Annotated in this window: 13 protein-coding genes; 4 read left to right on the top strand and 9 right to left on the bottom strand. The window is 70.6% G+C overall.

Features of this window, described 5'->3' with window-relative positions; all coding sequences use genetic code 11:
- The first annotated feature begins 168 nt into the window (after positions 1-168).
- A complete protein-coding gene (locus ABZT49_RS02655; RefSeq protein WP_355282657.1) occupies positions 169-1,158 on the top strand; it encodes an RluA family pseudouridine synthase in 990 nt (329 codons plus the stop codon).
- Positions 1,159-1,471: 313 nt separating this feature from the next.
- Positions 1,472-2,362, top strand: coding sequence for an RNA polymerase sigma factor RpoH (rpoH, locus tag ABZT49_RS02650; RefSeq protein WP_165080104.1), 891 nt, complete (start codon positions 1,472-1,474; stop codon positions 2,360-2,362).
- A 14-nt stretch (positions 2,363-2,376) separates the two neighbouring features.
- On the opposite strand, the gene ABZT49_RS02645 is transcribed toward rpoH, so the two are convergent.
- Positions 2,377-3,309 (bottom strand): AEC family transporter, encoded by a 933-nt coding sequence (locus ABZT49_RS02645; protein ID WP_355282655.1) that lies wholly within the window; start codon positions 3,307-3,309, stop codon positions 2,377-2,379.
- Between the two features lie 328 nt (positions 3,310-3,637).
- Here ABZT49_RS02645 and ABZT49_RS02640 point away from each other — a divergent pair, with 328 nt between their 5' ends.
- Positions 3,638-5,329, top strand: a complete 1,692-nt coding sequence (locus tag ABZT49_RS02640; RefSeq protein ID WP_355282652.1) for a HAMP domain-containing methyl-accepting chemotaxis protein — start codon at positions 3,638-3,640, stop codon at positions 5,327-5,329.
- Positions 5,330-5,395: 66 nt separating this feature from the next.
- Here ABZT49_RS02640 and ABZT49_RS02635 read toward each other — a convergent pair whose 3' ends face one another.
- The 5 genes from ABZT49_RS02635 to ABZT49_RS02615 all read right to left on the bottom strand — a co-directional run bounded on the left by ABZT49_RS02635 (position 5,396) and on the right by ABZT49_RS02615 (position 10,351).
- Positions 5,396-6,718, bottom strand: a complete 1,323-nt coding sequence (locus ABZT49_RS02635; protein ID WP_355282650.1) for a histidine kinase — start codon at positions 6,716-6,718, stop codon at positions 5,396-5,398.
- Between the two features lie 72 nt (positions 6,719-6,790).
- Entirely contained in the window at positions 6,791-8,083 is a 1,293-nt protein-coding gene (locus tag ABZT49_RS02630; RefSeq protein ID WP_355282648.1) for an adenylosuccinate synthase, read from the bottom strand.
- Positions 8,084-8,263: 180 nt separating this feature from the next.
- Positions 8,264-8,626 carry a hypothetical protein gene (locus ABZT49_RS02625; protein ID WP_355282646.1) on the bottom strand — a complete coding sequence of 121 codons (363 nt, stop codon included), beginning with the start codon at positions 8,624-8,626 and terminating at the stop codon, positions 8,264-8,266.
- 103 nt (positions 8,627-8,729) lie between these two features.
- Positions 8,730-9,050 carry a HigA family addiction module antitoxin gene (locus ABZT49_RS02620; RefSeq protein ID WP_355282643.1) on the bottom strand — a complete coding sequence of 107 codons (321 nt, stop codon included), beginning with the start codon at positions 9,048-9,050 and terminating at the stop codon, positions 8,730-8,732.
- A 449-nt stretch (positions 9,051-9,499) separates the two neighbouring features.
- Entirely contained in the window at positions 9,500-10,351 is an 852-nt protein-coding gene (locus ABZT49_RS02615) for a D-amino-acid transaminase (RefSeq protein WP_355282640.1), read from the bottom strand.
- Between the two features lie 184 nt (positions 10,352-10,535).
- Between ABZT49_RS02615 and ABZT49_RS02610 the strand changes: the two genes are divergently transcribed.
- A complete protein-coding gene (locus ABZT49_RS02610) occupies positions 10,536-11,462 on the top strand; it encodes a dihydrodipicolinate synthase family protein (RefSeq protein WP_355282638.1) in 927 nt (308 codons plus the stop codon).
- An 8-nt stretch (positions 11,463-11,470) separates the two neighbouring features.
- On the opposite strand, the gene ABZT49_RS02605 is transcribed toward ABZT49_RS02610, so the two are convergent.
- The 3 genes from ABZT49_RS02605 to purB form a co-directional block, all read right to left on the bottom strand.
- Positions 11,471-11,752 (bottom strand): XRE family transcriptional regulator, encoded by a 282-nt coding sequence (locus ABZT49_RS02605; protein ID WP_355282636.1) that lies wholly within the window; start codon positions 11,750-11,752, stop codon positions 11,471-11,473.
- Entirely contained in the window at positions 11,742-12,071 is a 330-nt protein-coding gene (locus ABZT49_RS02600; protein WP_355282634.1) for a type II toxin-antitoxin system RelE/ParE family toxin, read from the bottom strand. The genes ABZT49_RS02605 and ABZT49_RS02600 overlap by 11 nt, the downstream gene beginning before the upstream one ends.
- A gap of 213 nt (positions 12,072-12,284) precedes the next feature.
- Positions 12,285-13,595: an adenylosuccinate lyase gene (gene purB / locus ABZT49_RS02595; protein WP_355282631.1), complete on the bottom strand. Its 1,311-nt coding sequence runs from the start codon at positions 13,593-13,595 to the stop codon at positions 12,285-12,287.
- Positions 13,596-13,703 lie beyond the last annotated feature (108 nt).

Below are 13,703 nucleotides of genomic sequence, written 5' to 3'. Positions count from 1 at the left end.
GGGGACTCGAACCCCTGTTTTCGCCGTGAGAGGGCGACGTCCTAGACCGCTAGACGATGGGAGCTGGCCCGGCGGGATGGCGGCGGTATAGCGACGGGCCTGGACGGGCACAAGCCCGAAATCGTATGCCGGCGACGTTTTCGAGAAAGGCGGCAGGACGTGGTGGGGTTGAGCGAGGCTGACGTACGGGTGGGCGTGATCCCGGAAGGGGAGGGAAGCGAGCGCCTGGACCGGGCCCTGGCGCGGCTGTGGCCGGATTTGTCGCGCAGCCGCCTGCAGGCGCTGATCCGCGAGGGTCAGGTGACCCTGGAGGATGCGCCGGCCGGCGATCCCTCCGCCAAGGTCGTGGGCGGCCAGCGCGTCGCCGTGACGGTGCCGCCGCCGCGCCCGGCCGAGCCGGAGCCGGAGGCCCGCGACCTCGCGGTGATCTACGAGGACGACGACCTCATCGTGATCGACAAGCCGGCCGGGCTCGTGGTGCATCCGGGCGCCGGCAACGACAGCGGCACGCTGGTCAACGCGCTGCTCGCCCATTGCGGGGCGAGCCTCTCGGGCATCGGCGGGGTCGCGCGGCCGGGCATCGTCCACCGTCTCGACAAGGACACGACCGGCCTGATGGTGGTGGCCAAGACCGATCTCGCCCATCAGGACCTCTCGGCGCAATTCGCCGATCACGGCCGTACCGGGCCGCTGGAGCGGGCCTACCTGGCGCTGGTCTGGGGCCTGCCCGATCCCGCGACCGGCACGATCGACGCCGCGCTCGCCCGCTCGGAGCGCAACCGGGAGAAGATCGCGGTGGTGCGGGAAGGCCGTGGCCGGCACGCGATCACCCATTACCGCACGGAGGCCGTGCTCGGGGAGCGGGAGGCGGTGGGTCTGGTGCGCTGCCGGCTCGAGACCGGGCGCACCCACCAGATCCGCGTGCACCTCGCCCATCGCGGCCACCCGCTCCTCGGGGACGCGACCTACGGCGCGGCGTTCCGCACCAAGGCGAACCGCCTCGAACCGGAGGCCCGCGCGGCGCTCGACGCGCTCGGCCGGCAGGCGCTGCACGCGGCGCTCCTCGGCTTCCGCCACCCCCGCACCGGCGAGTCGCTCCGCTTCGAGAGCCCGCCGCCGGCCGACATGGCGCGGCTGATCGCGGCACTGACGCCCTGAGAGCGAGGCTTCGCGGGACCTTGGCGGTACGGAACCCGGGATGAGAAGCCCCGCCCCGCACGTCTCATTGACGAGGGGGCAGAATCGGGATCACCCTGCGCGAGGTTTCCCTACCCAAATTCACCCTGCGGCAGTGTGGCACCGCACGCGGCGAACCGCCACGGCAACACAAAACGCCGCCTCACGCGTTAGTCGCGACACCCGTCGCTACCGGGCCGGACCGCTCTCTGCTATGGTGGCGGATCGAACGGCTGGCCCACGGGAGGTCGTTCGCGCTCGCCCATGTCTTGCGGGGAGCTTCTAGGAGGTTGGAATGGCTGCTGCACTTCCCGTGCTCGCCAACGAAGGGGGCCTGTCGCGCTACCTCGACGAGATCCGCCGGTTTCCGATGCTGGAGCCGACGGAAGAATACATGCTGGCCAAGAGCTGGCGCGAGCACGGCGACCGTGACGCCGCCCACAAGCTCGTGACCTCCCACCTGCGGCTCGTGGCCAAGATCGCCATGGGCTATCGCGGCTACGGCCTGCCGATCGGCGAGGTGGTGTCCGAGGGCAATGTCGGCCTGATGCAGGCCGTCAAGCGCTTCGACCCCGACAAGGGCTTCCGCCTCGCCACCTACGCGATGTGGTGGATCAAGGCGGCGATTCAAGAATACATCCTGCGCTCGTGGTCGCTCGTGAAGATGGGCACTACCGCGAACCAGAAGAAGCTGTTCTTCAACCTGCGCAAGGCCAAGGGCCGCATCTCCGCCCTCGACGAGGGCGACCTGCGCCCCGACCAGGTCAAGCAGATCGCCACCCGTCTCGGCGTGCCCGAGCAGGACGTGATCGACATGAACCGCCGCCTCGGCGGCGACGCGTCGCTCAACGCCCCCCTGCGCGAGGAGGGCGAGGGCGAGTGGCAGGACTGGCTCGTCGACGACAGCCCAACCCAGGAGACCGTGCTCGCCCGCGAGCAGGAGGGGCAGAACCGCCTCGCCGCCCTCAAGGATGCGCTCGGCGTGCTCAACCCGCGCGAGCGCCGTATCTTCGAGGCCCGGCGGCTGGCCGACGATCCGATCACCTTGGAGGACCTGTCGAGCGAGTTCGGCGTCTCCCGCGAGCGGGTGCGGCAGATCGAGGTGCGGGCCTTCGAGAAGGTGCAGGACGCGGTCAAGCGCAACCTCGCCACTCGCGAGGCGCCGCGGGCGGGGGTGCCGGCTTGAGGTAGGCCGGCCGGTCACCCCATCGGCACCACGATCGAGAGGCCGATCAGCACCAGGGGCATCGCCACCAGCGCCAGCACGGTCTGCACCGCCGTGATGCCCGCCATCAGCGGCGCATCGCCGCCGAGCTGGCGGGCGAGGATGTAAGCCGAGGAGGCGGTCGGCAGCACCTGGAACAGCAGGGCCGTGGTGAGCGCCGGCCCATGCAGCCCGAGGCCGTGCGCCACCAGCACGGTGGCCGCCGGCATCGCCAGGAACTTCATCGCCGAGGCCGAGGCCACCGGGCGGATCCAGGCCCGGGCGCCCTGGAATTCGAGCGCCGCCCCGACGCAGAGCAGGCCGACCGGCAGCGAGGCCGCGCCCAGCGTGCGCAAGGCCGGCTCCAGGCCCGGCGGCAGGCCCCAGCCGAGGAGCTGGACGGCGAGGCCCGCCAGCGACGACACGATCAGCGGATTGGTAGCGAGCTGCCGGAGGATGCCCCGCGGCGTCAGCCGCGCCGCGCCGTGGCGGGCGAAGACCAGCACGCACAGCACGTTGACCGTCGGCACGATCGCCGCGTTGCAGATCGCCGCGAGCGCGATCCCCTTGGCCCCGAACAGCCCGGCGGCGAGCGTGACGCCGACATAGTTGTTGAAGCGCACGCTGCCCTGGAACACCGAGGTGAAGGCCGGCCCGTCGATCCGCAGGGCGGGCCGCAGGGCGACGACGAGGGCCGCCACGACGAGGGTCGAGAGGATCAGCGTCAGGGCGAGCGCGCCGACCGGCACCGCCTCGACCTGCGCCGTGGCGAGGCTGTGGAAGAACAGGCTCGGCAGCAGCACGAAATAGCCGAGGCGCTCGGCCTGCGGCCAGAAGGCTTCCGCGAGGAAGCGGCGGCGGCGCAGGGCCAGGCCGAGGGCCGTCAGGATGACGATCGGCAGGAGGGCCAGCAGGACCGCGCTGGTCATGATGAGGGCGTCTCGGGGCGGGGTTGTCGTCGGGTCGGGCCTTACGAGATCCGCACCAGGCCCGCGGTGCGGAAGTCGGGGGTCTCGCTTAGCCGATGGGAGGGCCCGCTCCCAGCCGGTCTCGGGTAGGGCGGCCATGCGTGGCTCGACGGATCTGCCCGACGACGCCTCAGCGCGGTGCGCTCCCGCCCGGTCCCTGCCCCTGATGTGCCGTTGCGTTACCGTAATATCCGTCGCGGCTCACTGCGAGGTGGCGAATGCCTGGTACCGGTACGTTTCCCATTAACCATGCGGAAGTAGCCAAGGATCACCCCAACGGAGTCGGTCCATGCTGCGGCTGTCCAACGTCAAGATCCTGCACAAGCTCGTCGGCGTCATCGTGGCGATCGGCCTCATCGTCGCCGGCTGCGTCTGGTACGCCCAGTCGCGCATGACGAGCATCGATGACGCCTACAGCCTGTTCATCACGCGGGAGGCGCGGGCCGTCGCGACCGCGCGGCGCGTGAACGGCCTCGCCTTCACGCTCAATTACTGGGTCTATCGCATCATCGCCGAGACCGACGACGCCCAGATGAAGGCCGCCGATGCCGGGTTCCAGGCCACGGTGCCGGTGCTGACGCAGGCCTTGGCCGACCTGCGGAACGAGGCACCGACCTTCACGACCCGGATCGACGCGCAGGTCGCCCGCATCGAGCGCTTCGTGAAGGGGGTCGGCGAGGTGCGCCGCCTCGGTTCGGCCAACCACAACGCCGAGGCCATCGACCTCGTGCACCGGGAGATCGACCCGACCTTCAAGGCGATGATCGACGAGAGCGCCTCGCTCGCCGAGGACATCCGCCACTACATGGAGAAGGGGTCGGACGACCTCACCGACGAGACCAACGCCACCCGCGCCAGCCTGATGGGCTTGAGTGCCGCGGGCATGACGGCCGGTCTCCTGGCGGCGATCCTGATCGCCGTGTTCGGCATCACGCGCCCGCTCGGGCGCCTCGTCGTGGTGCTGCAGCGCATGGCCGCCGGCGAGATCGACGCCGAGATCAAGGAGGCGTCCCGCGGCGACGAGGTCGGCGCCGTCGGCCGCGCCGTCGAGGGCATCAAGGCCCTGGTGGCCCGGAAGGCCATGGAGCAGGCGGAGATCAAGCGGCTCGCCGACGAGGCCGCGGCGCAGGAGCGCCGGCGCACGATGATCGAGCTGGCCGACGGATTCGAGCGCGCGGTGGGCGGCGTCGTCGGCATCGTCTCGTCCTCGGCCACCGAGCTGCAGGCGACCGCCCAGCAGATGACCGCGACGGCGGCCGAGACGGCGGCCCAGTCGACCACGGTCGCGGCCGCCGCCGAGGAGGCCGCCGCCAATGTCGGCACGGTGGCGGCCGCCGCCGAGGAGCTGGGGAACGCGGTGCAGGAGATCGGCCGGCAGGTCGCCGGCTCGGCCGGTCTCGCCCAGGCCGCGGTGGCGGAGGCCGATCAGACCTCGCTGCTGGTGCAGGAGCTCAGCCAGGCCGCCGAGCAGATCGGCGCCATGGTCGGGCTGATCTCCTCGATCGCCGGCCAGACCAACCTGCTTGCCCTCAACGCCACGATCGAGGCGGCCCGGGCCGGGGCGGCGGGCCGCGGCTTCGCCGTGGTGGCGGCCGAGGTGAAGGAACTCGCCGCGCAGACAGCCAAGGCCACCGAGGAGATCGGCCAGCGCATCGGCCAGGTGCAAGGCGTGACGAGCCTCGCGGTCGGCGCCATCGGCACCATCACCGGCCGGATCCAGGAGATCAACGCCGTCGCAGCCTCGATCGCCGCCGCGGTGGAGCAGCAGGGAGCCGCCACGCAGGAGATCGTCCGCAACGTGGCGCAGGCGGCGAGCGGCACCTCCGAGGTAACCGGCAACATCGCGGGCGTGGCGCGGGCCTCGGAGGATACCGGCGCGGCGGCGTCCCAGGTGCTGGCCTCGGCCTCAGAGCTGTCGCGCCAGTCCGAGCACCTCACGGCCGAGGTCGGACGCTTCCTCGTGACGATCCGGGCGGCGTGAGGCGGACGGCGCGAGCCGGATGAGAGAGAGTCGCCGCTTACGGCCGCCCGGCCGGGATGCGGCGGCTCACGGCTGCCACTGCTCGAACGCCTCCCGCATCACTTTCTCCCCCGCATTGCCCTTCTCGAAGGTCAGGATCGCGCGGTTGCCGTTGGCGTAGCGGATCGGCAGGTCGATCCAGTTGCGCTTGAGCAGGAGGTCGGTGTTGCGCTCGATATCGGCCTTGAGGTTCGAGAGGCCGATCAGGAACAGGTTGTCGCGCACCGGCACCGGCAGGCCGGAGACCGGGGAGCCGCGGCCGGATTCGTCGTCCTTGAACTGGATCAGGCCGACGTCGCGCACGGTGCGGTTCGGGTCGGTCGCCGTGAAGGTGAGTTCGAGGATGTGCGAGGCCGGCAGAGTCGCGTCGGTGTTGCGGCGCAGTACCATCGCCAGGCTCAGGCCCGCGTCGGGCACGTCGACATTGCCCCGCACCACGGTCTGGAGCGGCTGGCCCTGGCCGCCGTTCACGGCGTCGAGGCGCCAGACCACCCGGGCCTGCGTCGCCTTCGGGGCGCTGCCCTGGGGGCCGTTCTCCTCGTAGAGGGTGCCGCGTTGCGCCACCGCGATGTCGGGCGTCGGCGACGGGCGCGGGGCGCTGCCCTGCGGGGCGGCGGCGGGGGCCGCCGGCGCGGAGGCCGGGGCCTGGGGCGCCCGCTCGCCGCCGACCCGGTCGGCGAATTTCGAATCCTGGTTCTCGGCCGGCCGGTTGGGACCGTTCTCGGCAAAGCCCGCCGGCAGGGCGGCCGGGTTGTCGCGCAAGGACCAGGCGGTGACCGCGATGGCGCCGACGATTGTCCCCAGCACCGCCGCCACGACGCCGTTGCGCACCAGCCGCGAGCGGTCGCGCTTGGGCGCCACCACGTCGAGGCGGGGACGCTGGGGACCCGGATCGGTAGTCCCCGGCTCCTCCGCGGGGTCGGGCGTGCGCGGCCGCGCCGGCGGCAGCTTCAGCTCGACCGGGGGGCCGGCCTCCGGCAGGGCGTCGGCGTGGTGCGGCGCCGAGGTCTCGGGGGGCGACGGCTCGGGCAGGGCAGGGGGAGCGACGGCGCGCGGCGGCTCGGGCGGCGCTGTCGGTTCCGGCGGCGCCGCCCGGGGCGGTTCAGGCGGTGTGGGCGGGGCGGGCTCCGGCTCGGGCGGGCCGCCATGCTCGATCTCGAGCCGGGCGATCGCCCGGTCGAGGGAGACCCGCTCGGCCTCGATATCGGCCTCCGACAGGGGCGGATCGAGGGAGCGAAGCTGGCCGATCAACGCCGCGCGGGCGCGCTCATAGACCGTGTGCCGCAGGTCGGGCGAACGGTCGGGCAGGGCCTCGAGGGCGCGGGCGAGCAGGGGATAGTAATCGGCCATGGTCGCCGCATGCCTTGTCGTGCGGGGCGGCGGGCGTCAAGCTTCGCCCGCCGGATGCGCGCAGGATTCCCCTCAATCCTCGAAGGGGTTGTGGACCAGGATGGTGTCGTCCCGCTCCGGCGAGGTCGAGAGCAGGGCGACCGGCGCGCCGATCAGCTCCTCGATCCGGCGCACGTACTTGATCGCCTGGGCCGGCAGGTCGGCCCAGGAGCGCCCGCCCGCGGTGGTCTCGCTCCAGCCCTCGAAGGCCTCGTAGATCGGCTCGACCCGGGCCTGGTCGGCCTGGCTCGCCGGCAGGTGGTCGATCTCGCGGCCGTCGAGGCGGTAGCCGGTGCAGATCTGGATCGTCTCGAAGCCGTCGAGGATGTCGAGCTTGGTGAGCGCGATGCCGTCGATGCCGGAGGTCCGCACGGTCTGGCGCACCAGGGCGGCGTCGAACCAGCCGCAGCGGCGCTTGCGCCCGGTGACGACGCCGAACTCGCGGCCGCGCTCGCCGATGCGCTCGCCGATCGCGTCGGTGAGCTCGGTCGGGAACGGCCCCTCGCCGACCCGGGTGGTGTAGGCCTTGACGATGCCGAGCACGTAGCCGATCGCCCCCGGGCCGAGGCCCGACCCCGTCGCCGCCTGCGCCGCCACGATGTTCGAGGAGGTCACATAAGGGTAGGTGCCGTGGTCGACGTCGAGGAGGGCGCCCTGCGCGCCCTCGAACAGGATGCGCTTGCCGGAGCGGCGGGCGTCGTCGAGGAGCGACCACACCGTGTCGGCGAAGGGCAGGATCTTCGGGGCGATGGCCAGAAGCTCGGCCTTCAGCGCCGCGCCGTCGATCTCGTCGATGCCGAGGCCCCGGCGCAGGGCGTTGTGGTGGGCGAGCAGGCGGCCGATCTTGGCGTCGAGCATCTCGGCGTCGGCGAGGTCGACGACCCGGATCGCCCGGCGGCCGACCTTGTCCTCGTAGGCCGGGCCGATGCCGCGCTTGGTGGTGCCGATCTTCAAGACTGCGTTCGAGGTCTCGCGGAAATGGTCGAGCTCGCGGTGCAGCGGCAGGATCAGCGTCGCGTTGTCGGCGATGCGCAGATTCTCCGGCGTGATCGCCACGCCCTGCTGGCCGATCTTGGCGATTTCCTCGACGAGGTGCCAGGGATCGACCACGACGCCGTTGCCGATGACCGAGAGCGTGCCGCCGCGCACCACGCCCGAGGGCAGGAGCGACAGCTTGTAGGTTACGCCGTCGATGACGAGGGTGTGGCCGGCATTGTGCCCGCCCTGGAAGCGCACCACGACGTCGGCCTGCTCGGAGAGCCAGTCGACGATCTTGCCCTTGCCCTCGTCGCCCCACTGGGCGCCCACGACGACGACGTTCGCCATATCTAAAATACCCGTCCCTGCCCGCCGCGCGAAAAGCCCCGGCGCGCAGAAGGCGCGGGGCTGATCGGCTGCGGATGGTGTCACGCGTGTGCGCTCTTCGGCGATCCCGGCCGGGAAATCAAGCTGTGCCCGGGAGATGCGCCATGCGCGGAGGTGTCCGGCTCTACTTTGCCTGTGGGCCTACTTGGCCTGTGTGTTCGGGCCCTGGCCCGGCAGCTCGCCCGGCTTGATCACCGGGGTCGAGTTCGGGGTCGGCTCCGGCGGCGTCACCGCCATGTCCGGCGTGCCGGTGGCCGGCGGCTTGATCACGCCGTCCGATCGCTGGAGCTTGTCGCTCAGCGTCGAGCCGGTGGTGTCGGACTTGTCGGCGTTCGAGGTCGCGTCGCCGGGCCGGACCTTCTCGGGGATGGTCTGGTTCAGGGGCGGCAGGTTCGGGTCGCGGGTGCGGCCCTGCAGCGGCACCTCGGGCGACTGGGCGAGGGCAGCGGTGGCGCCGGCGACGATCGCCAGCACGGCCAGCCCGCCGCGCGTCAGCTTGGACATTCGGGTTCTCCCAAGAGTTGGGTCTCCTGGGGGAAACAGGGCCGGCTCCCGTCAGTTCCGGCCCCGCTTGGCTTTCGCCGTTCGCCGCTGCCGGCGCAGGTGCCTAGGCAGCCCCCCGCTCCAGGGGGCGGATCGCGTCCATTTCCGCACCGATCGCGTTGCGGGCCGTCAGAAGGTCGAAACGGCTTTGAAGGTTCACCCACACTTGTGGGTCCATCCCGAAGTAGCGCCCGAGCCGCAAGGCTGTGTCGGCCGTGATGCCGATCTCCTCGCGGGCGATGCGCTCGATCCGCGTGCGCGGCACGCGGCATGCCTTTGCGATGGCGTAGGCCGTCAAGTTCAGCGGCACCATGAACTCTTCCCGCAGCACCTCGCCAGGGTACATCGGCGGCAGGAGGGTGTCGGTCTCGTGCTCGGTGCTCATGCCGCTTTGCCTCCAGGAGAACAGGCGCGAGAGATGTCGACGCTCGCAGTATGCGACAGCGACCTGCGAGCTTCATCTGCGTGGGCGGACCGAGGCGATACCCTCCGTGTCATCCCGGGGCCGCGCAGCGGAACCCGGGATCCATAACCGCCGACGATTCAGGAAGGAGCTGACAGCGTTCCGCTCGGTCTTGAGCCGCCGGCGGTTATGGATCCCGGGTTCTCGCTTGCAGCGAGCCCCGGGATGACGAGGTGGATATCACTCACGTGGTTGGCATCGAGGCCTGCTCATGTGAGGCGAGGCTCTCGCGACATTGTCCTGTATAGTGACCAACCCTGTTATAATCTGTAGCATGCATGTGGCATGCCACGAAATATCCGAGAAGGTCTCGGGCATTCCGGGGGCAGCGGTTCCCGATGCCGCCTCGGCGCTGGCCGGCAGACCAAGCCTCAGCCGTTCGCCGCCATCTCCAGGTAGAGGCCGCGCAGGCGCCGGGTCATCGGGCCGGGCTGGCCGCCGCCGACGCGGGTGCCGTCGATCTCGATCACTGGCATCACGAAGGCGGAGGCCGAGGTGAAGAACGCCTCGGACGCGGCCAGCGCCTCCTCGACCGTGAAGGCGCGCTCCTCCACGCTCAGGCCGTTCTCCTCGGCGAGCCGCATCACCGCCCGGCGGGTGATGCCCGGAAGAAGCGCCGTCGAGAGCGGGCGGGTGACGATGCGGTTATCCTCGGTGATGATGAAGGCGGTCGAGGAGCCGCCCTCGGTGACGAAGCCGTCCTCGTGCATCCAGGCCTCGGCGACGCCGGCCGCGGCGGCCTGCTGCTTCGCCAGCACCTGGGCCAGCAGGGCCACCGACTTGATGTCCCGGCGCTTCCAGCGCAGGTCCTCGACGGTGATGACCTTGGCGCCGCGCTCGGCCAGCGGGTTCGCCGAGACGTTCTTTGCTTGCGTGAACATCACCACCGTCGGCGGCGTGCCCTCGGGCGGGAAGGCGAAGTCGCGCTCGGCCACCCCGCGGGTCACCTCCATGTAGACGAGGCCTTCCGTGAGGCCGTTGCGGGTCACCAGCTCTTCTTCCAGCTTCGTCCACTCGGCGATCGAGTGGGGATTGCGGATGCCGATCTCGCCGAGCGAGCGGTCGAGCCGGGCGAGGTGGGCCTCGTTGTCGACGAGGCGCCCGTTCAGCACCGCGCTCACCTCGTAGATGCCGTCGGCGAACAGGAACCCGCGGTCCATGATCGGGATCGTCGCCTCCTCGAAGGGCACGAAGCGGCCGTTGACGTAGACGATGCGGGACATGCGGGTCTTCCTCTCGCGGGGCCGGCGGCCGGCCGTGCTCGAACAAGAGGCCCTTGAAGCACCAGCCGGAGCCCGGCCGCAAGCGCGATTCCAGCCGCCCCGCCCCGCATGAGCCGTGTGCGCGCGGCGGTTGCGCTTGGCCGCGCCTAAGACCTATCGTCCGGCGAACACGAGAGGAAACGACATGCGGCTCACCTCCGACGCGAAGGGCGTCTTCCCCATCGCCCCGACCCCGTTCCACCCGGACGGCCGCATCGACGAGGCCTCGGTCGACCGGATGACCGATTTCTACGGCGAGATCGGCGCCACAGGCCTCACCGTGCTCGGCATCATGGGCGAGGCGCCCAAGCTCGACGGCGCGGAAGCCGTGGCGCTGGCCTCGCGGGTGATCCGGCGCACGAAGCTGCCGGTCGTCATCGGCGTCTCGGCCCCGGGCTTCGCCGCGATGGGTTCGCTCACCCGCGCGGTGATGGATGCGGGTGCGGCGGCCGTGATGATCGCCCCGCCGCCGTCCCTGCGCACCGACGACCAGATCGTCGGCTACTACGCCCAGGCCGCCGAGGTGATCGGGCCCGACGTGCCGTTCGTGATCCAGGACTATCCGCTGACCTTGAGCGTGGTGATGACGCCGGCCGTCATCCGCCGCATCGTCACCGACAACCCGAACTGCGTCATGCTCAAGCACGAGGACTGGCCGGGGCTGGAAAAGATCTCGGCGCTCCGCGCCTTCCAGCGCGACGGCTCGCTGCGGCCGATCTCGATCCTGTGCGGCAATGGCGGCCTCTTCCTCGACTTCGAGTGCGAGCGCGGGGCGGACGGCGCCAATACCGGCTATGCCTTCCCGGAGATGCTGGTCGACGTGGTGCGGCTCTCAGGCGCCGGCGAGCGCGAGCGCGCCCACGACATCTTCGACGCCCACCTGCCGCTCCTGCGCTACGAGCAGCAGCCGGGCCTGGGGCTGGCGGTGCGCAAATACGTGATGATGCGCCGCGGCATCCTGGCCTCGGACGCCCAGCGCAAGCCGGGGGCCGGCCTGTCGGCGACGGCGAAGGCCGAGGTGGATTTCTTGCTGGAGCGGCTGGGGCGGCACGACCCGCGGGCGCGGGTCTGACGCTGCCGTCAGGCGGCATCCTCCAGGTGGATGCGCAGGACGAAGCCCGCGGCGGTCGCGATGTTGACCAGCGCGTCGAGCGAGAACTTGTCGAGCTTGCCGCGCATCAGATCGTTGAGCCGCGGGCGGGTCAGGTGCAATCTGGCTGCGGCCTGTTCCTGGGGTAGATCCCAGCTCCGGATCCGCTCGCGGATCTGGAGCAGCAGGTCCGCTCGCGCAGTCATGTTCGCGGCCTCCACCGGATCGTCGGTCAGGGCGTCGAAGACGTTCGCGAATGTCTCATTCGTCATGTCGTGCCTGCCAATCCCTGAGCCGCTTGGCCGCCAGTTCTATGTCGGTGCGAGACGTCTGCTGGGTCTTCTTTTGAAATGCGTGCAGCACCAGCACGCAGTCCGGTAAGGTCGCCAAGTAGATGATCCTGAAAGCGCCGGACATTTCCCTGATGCGGATCTCCCTGACTCCCGGGCCGACCGTCCGCATGGGCTTCCAGTCGTTCGGATGCAGCCCTCTCTGTACCGCCCGCAACTCGACTCCCGCTTGATAACGCGCGGCGTCTGGGAAGCGTTGAAGGACGCTACGACTGTCGCCGAGGAAGGAGATCGGTTTCACGCATCGAATGTATCAGAATCGATACAGGCGCGCGAGGTCGTCCGTCGCCCTATCGCCATCTGATTCGCTCGCTACAGAAATGCCTCCAACTCCGTGAGGCAGTCCCACGTCAACGGCATCAGGCCGTCGCGGCGGGCGCGGGAGCAGGCGCGCCAAGCACTCAATATCTCAGCATAGCGTGGCCGGGCGCCCAGGGGCGCCCGACCCCTTCGCCTACTTCTCCGACCCGAACACCCGCCGGAAGATCGTGTCGACGTGCTTGAGGTGGTAGCCGAGGTCGAAGCACTCGGCGATCGCCTCGGGCTTGAGCGCCGCGGTCACCTCACGATCGGCCTGGAGCAGGGTGAGGAAGTCGCCCTCGCCGCGCCAGACCGGCATCGCGTTGCGTTGGACCAGCCGGTAGGCGTCCTCGCGCGACACGCCGGCCTGCGTCAGCGCCAGCAGCACCCTTTGCGAGTGGACGAGGCCGCCGAGCCGGTCGAGGTTGCGCTGCATCTGCTCGGGATAGACCAGCAGCTTGTCGACCACGCCGGTGAGGCGGGCGAGCGCGAAGTCGAGGGTGACGGTGGCGTCCGGGCCGATCATCCGCTCGACCGAGGAGTGCGAGATGTCGCGCTCGTGCCAGAGCGCCACGTTCTCCATCGCCGGCAGGGCGTAGGACCGCACCATGCGGGCGAGACCCGTCAGGTTCTCGGTCAGCACCGGGTTGCGCTTGTGCGGCATCGCAGAGGAGCCCTTCTGGCCCTCGGAGAAGTATTCCTCCGCCTCCAGCACCTCGGTGCGCTGCAGGTGGCGCACCTCGATCGCCAGCCGCTCGATCGACGAGGCGACGACGCCGAGCACGGCGAAGAACATCGCGTGGCGGTCGCGCGGGATGACCTGCGTCGAGACCGGCTCCGGGACCAGCCCCATCTTCTCGGCGACGTATTCCTCGACCCGCGGGTCGATGTTGGCGAAGGTGCCGACCGCGCCCGAGATGGCACAGGTCGCGACCTCGGCGCGGGCCGCGACCAGACGGGCCCGGGCGCGCTCGAACTCGGCATAGGCCTGGGCGAGCTTGAGCCCGAAGGTGACCGGCTCGGCGTGGATGCCGTGCGAACGGCCGATGGTCGGGGTGAGCTTGTGCTCGAATGCCCGGCGCTTGAGCGCAGCGAGCAGCCCGTCGATGTCGGCGATGAGCAGGTCCGCGGCGCGGACGAGCTGCACGTTGAGGCAGGTGTCGAGCACGTCCGACGAGGTCATGCCCTGGTGGACGAAGCGCGCCTCGGGCCCGACGATCTCGGCGAGGTGGGTCAGGAACGCGATCACGTCGTGCTTGGTGACGCGCTCGATCTCGTCGATCCGCGCGACGTCGAACACCGCGTCGCGGCCCTTCTCCCACACCTTGGCGGCGGCCTCCTTCGGCACGACGCCGAGCTCGGCCAGAGCCGTGGTGGCATGGGCCTCGATCTCGAACCAGATCCGGAAACGCGTCTCCGGCGACCAGATCGCCGTCATCTCGGGCCGGCTGTAGCGGGGGATCATCGTCGGGGCTCCTGCATGAAGGGCGGGGTTGGGATGCCGCGACGGCTATGGGATGCGGACCGAGAAGGCAAGGAAGGGGAGGGACTGCCCTTCAGCGAAAGACCGGGG

Source organism: Methylobacterium sp. EM32, from assembly GCF_040593685.1.
GTDB lineage: Bacteria > Pseudomonadota > Alphaproteobacteria > Rhizobiales > Beijerinckiaceae > Methylobacterium.
Note: the sequence above shows the minus strand (reverse complement) of the source record. Positions and strands in the feature narration are given on the sequence as shown.

Coding starts and splice junctions, on each gene's coding strand:
- rpoH (WP_165080104.1), top strand. CDS start 1,472: ATGGCTGCTGCACTTCCCGTGCTCGCCAACGAAGGGGGCCTGTCGCGC.
- ABZT49_RS02645 (WP_355282655.1), bottom strand. CDS start 3,309: ATGACCAGCGCGGTCCTGCTGGCCCTCCTGCCGATCGTCATCCTGACG.
- ABZT49_RS02640 (WP_355282652.1), top strand. CDS start 3,638: ATGCTGCGGCTGTCCAACGTCAAGATCCTGCACAAGCTCGTCGGCGTC.
- ABZT49_RS02635 (WP_355282650.1), bottom strand. CDS start 6,718: ATGGCCGATTACTATCCCCTGCTCGCCCGCGCCCTCGAGGCCCTGCCC.
- ABZT49_RS02630 (WP_355282648.1), bottom strand. CDS start 8,083: ATGGCGAACGTCGTCGTCGTGGGCGCCCAGTGGGGCGACGAGGGCAAG.
- ABZT49_RS02625 (WP_355282646.1), bottom strand. CDS start 8,626: ATGTCCAAGCTGACGCGCGGCGGGCTGGCCGTGCTGGCGATCGTCGCC.
- ABZT49_RS02620 (WP_355282643.1), bottom strand. CDS start 9,050: ATGAGCACCGAGCACGAGACCGACACCCTCCTGCCGCCGATGTACCCT.
- ABZT49_RS02615 (WP_355282640.1), bottom strand. CDS start 10,351: ATGTCCCGCATCGTCTACGTCAACGGCCGCTTCGTGCCCTTCGAGGAG.
- ABZT49_RS02610 (WP_355282638.1), top strand. CDS start 10,536: ATGCGGCTCACCTCCGACGCGAAGGGCGTCTTCCCCATCGCCCCGACC.
- ABZT49_RS02605 (WP_355282636.1), bottom strand. CDS start 11,752: ATGACGAATGAGACATTCGCGAACGTCTTCGACGCCCTGACCGACGAT.
- purB (WP_355282631.1), bottom strand. CDS start 13,595: ATGATCCCCCGCTACAGCCGGCCCGAGATGACGGCGATCTGGTCGCCG.